The sequence below is a fragment of the Variovorax sp. DAIF25 genome, from assembly GCF_050711835.1.
GTDB lineage: Bacteria > Pseudomonadota > Gammaproteobacteria > Burkholderiales > Burkholderiaceae_C > Variovorax.
Genome location: NZ_CP136636.1, coordinates 7,370,921 through 7,376,994 on the forward strand (window position 1 = coordinate 7,370,921; position 6,074 = coordinate 7,376,994).

Annotated in this window: 7 protein-coding genes; all 7 read right to left on the reverse strand. The window is 68.9% G+C overall.

The features are described 5' to 3' along the window. Window positions 1-2 precede the first annotated feature (2 nt). The 7 genes from R0232_RS34125 to rpmH all read right to left on the reverse strand — a co-directional run bounded on the left by R0232_RS34125 (window position 3) and on the right by rpmH (window position 5,699). Window positions 3-956: a zinc-ribbon domain-containing protein gene (locus R0232_RS34125; RefSeq protein ID WP_431510866.1), complete on the reverse strand. Its 954-nt coding sequence runs from the start codon at window positions 954-956 to the stop codon at window positions 3-5. Window positions 957-1,032: 76 nt separating this feature from the next. After that, window positions 1,033-1,494, reverse strand: a complete 462-nt coding sequence (locus R0232_RS34130) for a Crp/Fnr family transcriptional regulator (protein WP_093343587.1) — start codon at window positions 1,492-1,494, stop codon at window positions 1,033-1,035. 106 nt (window positions 1,495-1,600) lie between these two features. Beyond that, window positions 1,601-3,010 carry a tRNA uridine-5-carboxymethylaminomethyl(34) synthesis GTPase MnmE gene (gene mnmE / locus R0232_RS34135; RefSeq protein WP_431510867.1) on the reverse strand — a complete coding sequence of 470 codons (1,410 nt, stop codon included), beginning with the start codon at window positions 3,008-3,010 and terminating at the stop codon, window positions 1,601-1,603. 76 nt (window positions 3,011-3,086) lie between these two features. Further along, entirely contained in the window at window positions 3,087-4,775 is a 1,689-nt protein-coding gene (gene yidC / locus R0232_RS34140) for a membrane protein insertase YidC (RefSeq protein ID WP_431510868.1), read from the reverse strand. Continuing rightward, a complete protein-coding gene (gene yidD / locus R0232_RS34145; protein WP_093343592.1) occupies window positions 4,772-5,059 on the reverse strand; it encodes a membrane protein insertion efficiency factor YidD in 288 nt (95 codons plus the stop codon). Before yidD ends, yidC begins: the two co-directional genes overlap by 4 nt. Continuing rightward, complete coding sequence (locus R0232_RS34150; protein WP_093343593.1) at window positions 5,056-5,478, reverse strand: ribonuclease P protein component; 423 nt, start codon at window positions 5,476-5,478, stop codon at window positions 5,056-5,058. The genes yidD and R0232_RS34150 overlap by 4 nt, the downstream gene beginning before the upstream one ends. 86 nt (window positions 5,479-5,564) lie before the next feature. Next, window positions 5,565-5,699 (reverse strand): 50S ribosomal protein L34, encoded by a 135-nt coding sequence (gene rpmH, locus R0232_RS34155; RefSeq protein ID WP_007834827.1) that lies wholly within the window; start codon window positions 5,697-5,699, stop codon window positions 5,565-5,567. Window positions 5,700-6,074 lie beyond the last annotated feature (375 nt).

The following is a 6,074-nucleotide window of genomic DNA, read 5'->3' on the forward strand; positions in this document are numbered from 1 at the left end:
GTTCAGTTGACCAGCGTCGGGTTGCGCTTCTCTTCGTCGAGCTGCTGCTGGCGCCGCACGGCCTCGCACTGCGCGTGGCCGCGGAACTCGGCCTTGGCGCATTGCGCGGCCATGCACTGGGCCTTGGCGATGAAGTTGCGGTCGCCGCACTGCGATTGCGGATCGGCCGGCGCGGCCACCGGTGCCGGCGCGGGAGCCGCCGCGGGTGGTGGCGCTGCCACGGGTGCCTCGGCCGCAGCCGGCGCTGCTGCGGGCGTCGCCGCCTTGCGCGCGGCCTTCGGCGGAGCGGCCACGGTGGGCTTGGTTACGGGCGCGGGGGATTCCTCCACGACCGGCGCGGCGGGTGCCACGGGGGCCGGGGGCGCTTCCGCCGCCGGAGCAGGAACCGGCTCGACAGGCGCGGGCGGCGGTGCCGGCACCGGTTGCGGCGCGGGCGCCACGACGGCCGGCGTAGGCGCCGCAGGCGCGGCACCGCGGCTGCCGAAGCCATACCAGCCCGCCGCGATCATCGCCACGCCCAGCACCAGCAGGCCGATCCAGAGCCACATGCCGCTCCGGCCGACCGCCGGCTGGGCTGCCTGGGCCTGCGCGCGCTCGCGGCGGCGTGCACGCCGGGCCTCGGCGGATTCGTCGGAGGAGGCTTCCGGCTTCGGCGCGCGCTTCGGCTTGCCGCTGCCGACCAGCACGGTCCGGTCGGCATCGCCGTCCCGCGGCTGGCCCTTGCCGCCGCCGGGCGTGACGGCGGCCGCGTCGTAGAGCTCGCCGGGAATGGTCGGCGCGCGCAGCTGCGCGGGCGCGGTCGCGGCCCATTCGCGCTCGAAACGCGTGCTCGGATTGGGCGTGGGCGCGGGCGGAACCGGCGGCGCGGAAGCCGGCGTCAGCCGCTCGCCGCAGCGCATGCAGAAGTTCGCGCCCTCGCGGTTCTCCGCGCTGCAGACGGGACAGATCAAGGCCATGGCGAAATGGGGCAATCGAGAAAAGGCATGCTGGCTGGCAGGGGCCGCATGGGGCTCGTCGTCTGGTGGCGGCGCCTCAGGTCACCGCGACCCGCTTGGAGCGGTGCGCCATGCGCTTGGCGATGACCGCGCCGAGCGCCATCGTGAGCTCGAGCGCGAGGTTCGGCTGGCGGTTCGACATTTCCGAGAAGCGGGTGGTCGTGAGGCGCCAGACCCGGCCGGCACCCGTGACCACCACGTTGGCCGCGTGCGGCTGGCGCGAGAAGAACGAACCTTCGCCAACCACCGAGCCCGCGGTGAGCACCGCCAGGCGCATCTGCTCCTTGCTGCTCACGCGGTGCACGCTGATCGCGCCGCTCTCGAGGAAGAAGACCGAACGGTCCTGCGCGCCCTGGGCGATCAGCACGTCGCCGACGGTGACATCCTGCGGCTGCAGATACCCGGCCAGCGTGTCCCACTGCTGAACATTGAGGATCAGCGCAAAGGCATCGTTGCTGGTGTTGTCCGCGATCGCGCGGCTCAGGTTCTGGATGGACATGCTGCTCTCACTTGCCCCCGGGCAGTTCAGCCGGAGTATCCGCGAACGGCCCACATTTCGGCTACAAATGTTTACGCAATGACGGCGCCGGTCGCGCCGAGTGTCGCTATTTGCCGATACAGAAACGCGAAAAGATGACACCCAGCAGGTCGTCGGCGCCGAACTCGCCGGTGATCTCGTTGAGCGCGTTCTGCGCCAGCCGCAGTTCCTCGGCCAGCAGGTCGAGCGACTGGGCATGGGCCGCCAGGTGCTCGGCCGCCAGCGCCAGGTGCATCTCGACCTGGCCCAGCGCCTGCACATGGCGCGCGCGCGCCAGGTACACGCCCTCGGGCACGGCCTGCCAGCCGGCCATGGCCAAGAGCTGCTCGCGCAACGCCTCGATGCCGGCGCCGGTCTTGGCCGACAGCGCGATGCCTTCGGCCGGCGCGGGCGCCGAGCCAGCCGCGTCGAGCTTGTTCCAGACGTCGAGCACCGGCACGCCCGCAGGCAGCTTCTCGCGCAGGCCGCGCAGGATCTCGGTGTCGGCCGCGGCGTAGTCGGGCGCGGCGGCACGCGTCAGGTCGTGCAGGAACAGCACCGCATCGGCGCTCTCGATCTGGCCCCAGGCACGCGCCACGCCGATCTGCTCCACCTCGTCGCTGCTCTCGCGCAGCCCCGCGGTATCGGCCACGTGCAGCGGCACGCCGTGGATCTGGATGGTCTGCGACACCACGTCGCGCGTGGTGCCGGCCACGGCGCTCACGATCGCGAGCTCGGCGCCGGCCAGCGCGTTGAGCAGCGAACTCTTGCCGGCATTGGGCTGGCCCGCGATCACCACCTTGATGCCCTCGCGCAGCAGGGCGCCCTGGCGCGCACGCTGCTGCACCGCCGCGAGCTGGCCCTGCAGCCGCACCAGCTGGCCCGCGGCATCGGCCTTCTGCAGGAAGTCGATCTCCTCCTCGGGAAAGTCGAGCGTGGCCTCGACCAGCATGCGCAGGTGGATCAGCGCATCGCGCAGCGTGTGGATCTCGCGCGAGAAGGCGCCCGACAGCGAGCGCCCGGCGCTGCGTGCCGCGGCCTCGGTGCTGGCGTCGATCAGGTCGGCGATCGCCTCGGCCTGGGCCAGGTCGATCTTGCCGTTGAGGAAGGCGCGCTGGCTGAACTCGCCGGGCTCGGCCACGCGCAGGCCCGGCAGCCGCGGGCGGCCGGTGACGGCATCGGGCTCGGCCGCGGCCTCAAGGCAACGCGCCAGCAGCAGCTGCAGCACGACCGCGCCGCCATGGGCCTGGAGCTCGAGCACGTCCTCGCCCGTGAACGAATGGGGCGCGGGGAAATGGATCGCCAGCCCGTGGTCGACCGCCTCGCCCGCCGCATCGCGAAAGGGCAGGTAGGTGGCCTCGCGCGGCTTCAGTGGCCGCGCGCACAGCGCCTCGATCAGCGGCGCGAGCCGCGCGCCCGACACCCGCACGATGCCGACCGCGCCGCGGCCGGAAGCGGTGGCGATGGCGACGATGGGATCGGAGGCGCGGGCGAACATGGGCGGATTCTTTCAGCAAAAACGACAAAGGGCCGCTCGCGCGGCCCCTCGGGGAAAACGGTGACGTTGCGCCGGCCTACTTGCCGAGCACGCCGAGCCGCTTGTTGATCACCCACTGCTGGGCGATCGACAGGATGTTGTTCGTGATCCAGTACAGCACCAGGCCGGCCGGGAAGAAGATGAACATCACGCTGAAGGCCAGCGGCATGATCCACATCAGCTTGGCCTGCATCGGATCGGGCGGCGTCGGGTTCAGCCAGGTCTGCAGCAGCGAAGTGGCCGTCATCACGATCGGCAGGATGTACCAGGGGTCGGGTGCCGACAGGTCGGTGATCCAGCCGATCCAGGGCGCGTGGCGCATCTCGACCGACGACAGCAGCACCCAGTACAGCGCGATGAACACCGGGATCTGGATCACGATCGGGAAGCAGCCGCCCATCGGATTGACCTTCTCGGTCTTGTAGATCCGCATCATCTCCTGCTGCATTTCCTGCGGCTTGTCCTTCAGCCGCTCGCGCATTTCCATGATCTTCGGGTTGATGGCCTTCATCTTGGCCATGCTCGCGTAGGCCTTGGCGTTGAGCCAGTAGAAGGCGGCCTTCAGCAGCACCACCAGCGCCACGATCGACCAGCCCCAGTTGCCGATCAGGCCGTGCAGCTGGTTGAGCAGCCAGTACAGCGGCTTCGAGATGATCGCGAAGATGCCGTAGTCCTTGACCAGGTCGAGGCCGGGCGCGATGGCTTCGAGCTTCTTCTCTTCCTCGGGGCCGGCGAACAGCGTGCTGTTGACCACCTGGGTCGCGCCCGGGGCAATCTTCGGCAGCGTGGCCACCATGGCGATGGTGTAGAGGTTGTCGCCCAGGTCCTTCACGCGGAATTCGCGCTTCAGGCCTTCGCTGGCCGGGTCGCCGCGCAGCAGCCAGGCCGACACGAAGTAGTGCTGGACCATCGCGATCCAGCCGTCGTTGGCGGCCGGCGGGGGCTCGACCTTGCCCTTGGTGATGTCCTTGAAGTCGAGCTTGTGGAACTTCTTCTCGTTCGTGTAGGCGGCCGGACCGGTGAAGGTGTTGGTGCCGAACATGGTGCTGGCGGCCACGGTGCCGTGGCGCAGCAGCTGCATGTAGAGCTGCGCGTCACGCGGCTGGTCGCTCACGTTCACGACCTCATGGCGCACGCCGATGGCGTAGTCGCCGCGGTGGAACACATAGGTCTTGACGTACTTGAGACCGCCGACCGGGGCGCTCTCGAAGCCGACCTCGAGGGTGTTCTGGCCGGCGGCCATTTCGCGCGGACCGGCCTTGGGCGCCATCGGCGTCAGGTGGTTCGGGAAGCGTTCGCCGGTGTCGACCTGGTTCAGCAGGCCGGTCTGCGCGAGGTAGCGCGTGGCCGGCGAGCCGTTCTCGAACAGCACCACGTGCTTGGTGCGGTCGTTCTCGTCGTACTTGAGCAGTTCGAGGTAGTTGACCGTGCCGCCTTCGCTGTCGATGGTCGCCTTGAACAGGTCGGTGGTGACCGTGACCTGTTCCTTCGGCGCGGCGGCCGCGGCCTGCGTGGGCACGGCGCCGGCGCTGGCGCCCGGTGCGGCATTGGCGCTCGGCACGCTGCTGCCGGCGGCGCCGGTGGTGGGCGCGGGCGCCGTGACGGCGGGCTTGGTCGAGGGCAGGAAGGTCGGCTTGTTGCCGTTGAAGACCTGCCATTGGTCCCACAGCAGCACCAGCGAGAACCCAAAAATCACCCACAGGATCGTGCGGCGGATATCGTTCATGACGAAGACTTCTTGTCGGAGGAGAGAAGAGACGAAAACAGCGAGCCTGACCGGTTCGTGCGACGCTGTGATTTCGGTGGGACCGGATCGTGCCCGCCCTGGCACCAGGGCTGGCAGCGCGCGATGCGGTGCAGCGTGAGGTAGCTGCCCTTGAGTGCGCCGTGCACCTCGAGCGCCTCGATCGAATAGACCGAACAGGTCGGCTCGAAACGGCACGACTGGCCGAGCCAGGGGCTCAGCAGCAGGCGATAGCCTTTGACGAGGCCGATCAGCAGGCGTTTCATGGAGAAGACCGTGCGGGTGGCGCGGCAGGCGCGCGCGCCGGTGCCGGGCGCGCGGCGCGCTCCAGCAACAGTTCGAGTTCGGCCCGCACGGCTCGCTTGAGCCGCTCGGACGAGGCACTCACGAATTCCTTGCGGTCGAAGGCGGCTTTCAGGCGAACCACGTGCGCCGCGCGCGGCAATCCCGCGTGGGGCAGGGCGCTCACGCTGTAGATCTGGCGCTTGATCGCATTGCGCGTGACCGCGCGGCGCGCCCAGCGCTTGGGCACCATGGCACCCAGCCAGACGTCGTCGGACGCAAAAAGCTGCGCGCTCGATTCGGAATCGAGCGCGCAGCGATGCAATGCGAAATGGGCAGTGCGGGCCACGGTGGCACCTGCGAGAACGGCCTGGAATTGCGCGCGGGTCTTGAGCCGCTGCATGGGAGCCGGACTGGACACGCCGCTGGCGCGAGCCGTCGAAGCTGGCCCCGGCGTTCCTGCTGCTGGCAACTGCCGTGGGTCGGGCGTCAGACGGCCAGGCGCTTGCGGCCCTTGGCGCGGCGTGCGTTGATGACGGCACGGCCGCCACGGGTCTTCATGCGGACCAGGAAGCCGTGGGTACGGGCGCGGCGGACTTTGGATGCTTGGTAGGTGCGTTTCATGATGAGATTTCCTGATTCCCCTGTTTCTTCGGCATTTCCGCGCGGTCATCGGGCCATGGGGAATCCATGGGCTCGACGGGCGAGGAATGCGCGAAAGGCGCTGGGTGCGGTTGGTTCCGGCTTCGTTGTTGGCTGGGCCGGTGATTTCGGTCGGACCCCGAAAGACGCAAAGAGGTTTTCAGGGAAACCCGCAATTATCGCAAACATTCGGCCGCACAACAATCTTCGAGCGACTTTGCGGGCCTTTCGCCGGCCGCCCGGGGTATGTGGATAAGGTTTTGACAAGTTAGAATGCCCGGCGCCTTCCAGCAGAGAATATCCACAATACAAACAAGCAAAAAATGGCAGAGGGAACCATCCAAAATCCGAGCACCC